The sequence below is a fragment of the Bartonella sp. AD328YNZD genome (assembly GCF_042196425.1).
On sequence record NZ_JBHIQG010000458.1, the window covers coordinates 1 to 1580 of the forward strand.

General features: G+C 34.9%; 2 protein-coding genes. Both read left to right on the plus strand.

Annotated features, from left to right (window positions below; all coding sequences use genetic code 11):
• Positions 1–315: hypothetical protein (locus ACFIO3_RS12795; RefSeq protein WP_375704587.1), on the plus strand; the 315-nt coding region annotated here is incomplete at its 5' end.
• Positions 316–656: 341 nt separating this feature from the next.
• Positions 657–1397, plus strand: a complete 741-nt coding sequence (locus tag ACFIO3_RS12800) for a hypothetical protein (protein WP_375687070.1) — start codon at positions 657–659, stop codon at positions 1395–1397.
• The last annotated feature ends 183 nt before the right edge of the window (positions 1398–1580 follow it).

A 1580-nucleotide genomic window follows, 5' to 3' on the forward strand; every position in this document is an offset into this window, starting at 1 on the left:
ATTTTTGTAATTTTATGCAATTCTCATATTCCTTTTGAGTTGCAGAACAATCCAAAATATAAAGATGATGATACAACAGGTTGGAAAATATTAACACGTGATTTACAACATTATATGCACCGACTCTTAAAGCTAATAAGTTTAGCACTTGTCGTTTTAATTTTTCCAAATAGTTATACTGTATTTTGGTATTTAGATATCGTTTTTTGGTACTTTTTTTTAGTTTATTCATTCTTTCTCATGTTGCATACACGCAGTTTAATAAACATGTCCATTTACGCTATACAATCATCTCTTAAAAAGAAAGAGAGCTAAAAAAAGCACTTGGTATTCAATTAGGTAGATATCAAAATGAAAAAAAGTGAAAAAAATAAAAAATACGTATTGACTTTAAAGAAAAGGTCGTTTAATAAGGTTAGCAAGTGCTGAAAACACTTAACGATAAGCGGTTAAACCACGTAAGGTTTTTCCCATTTCTTAAAATACTGACTTTCTTTTATGCTGTCTCTAGCATATAACGATTTTGTCGGGTGTGGTCGCACCATACAATACTCTTTATGAGAAAAGTGTGACGACGGACTTATCGCCGTGTTTTCAACACCCGGCGCCCTTATAGGGTGTCAATTGAAAACTTTTTTACGATAAGGATTACTAGCATGAATGCTACAGTTAAAAAGAGAAAACCATCCAAAAAATATGAATTAACCAATGAAATAGATCATATGACTGGTCTCACATTATACCGTATACGCGCCTTAAAAGATTTTGGAGATGTCAAAGCAGGGGATCTAGGTGGTTTTATAGAAAATGAAAGCAACCTATCGCATTATGGTACGTGCTGGGTATATGATAAAGCCCGCGTTTTTCAAAATGCCCGTGTTTCTGGGAATGCAAAAGTAAGAAGCTTTTTTGTAGACGTTTGTGGGAATGCAAAAATTTATGGGAATGCTATTTTTGAAGCTATTTTTATGGGAGGCAATGCGCGTCTTTATGGGAATGCTCGTATTAAAGGTGCTGTTGTAATTGAAGGCAATGCAAAGATTTATGATAATGCCTATGTAACTGATCATGCTCATATTTCTGATGATGCCGTCATTTGTGATGATGCTCATGTTGGAGGCAATGCAAAAATAAGCGGCGCTGCTCATATTTGTGATGACGCGCGTGTTTTCGATGATGCCGTTGTATGTGGTGCTCTTATCTCAGGAGATTCTTATGTTCATAGCGCCGCTTCTTTAACGGCAGATGATCATATTTGGAATGAAGCATATCCCGAATTTGGTAGTGAAGATGATTATTATCGTCATGAGTATTATGATGATTTTGAAGACTATTATGATGCTGATCTTGAATCGGAAAATGATGACGATTTAGAATGTGAAAAAGAAGCTGCTTAATTAAACAATAGGGCGGTGCGGGGGCGCCTCCTTATAACCATTTCATTTAAAATTTATTCAAATGTTAGATTAGGGAGCTACCTATGGCCACTCAAAATGTATCCAGAAAATATGAACTTATAGACGAAATAAAAAAAGTTTACGATGCTGAAACTCGTCAACCTAAATACTTTTATCGCATTC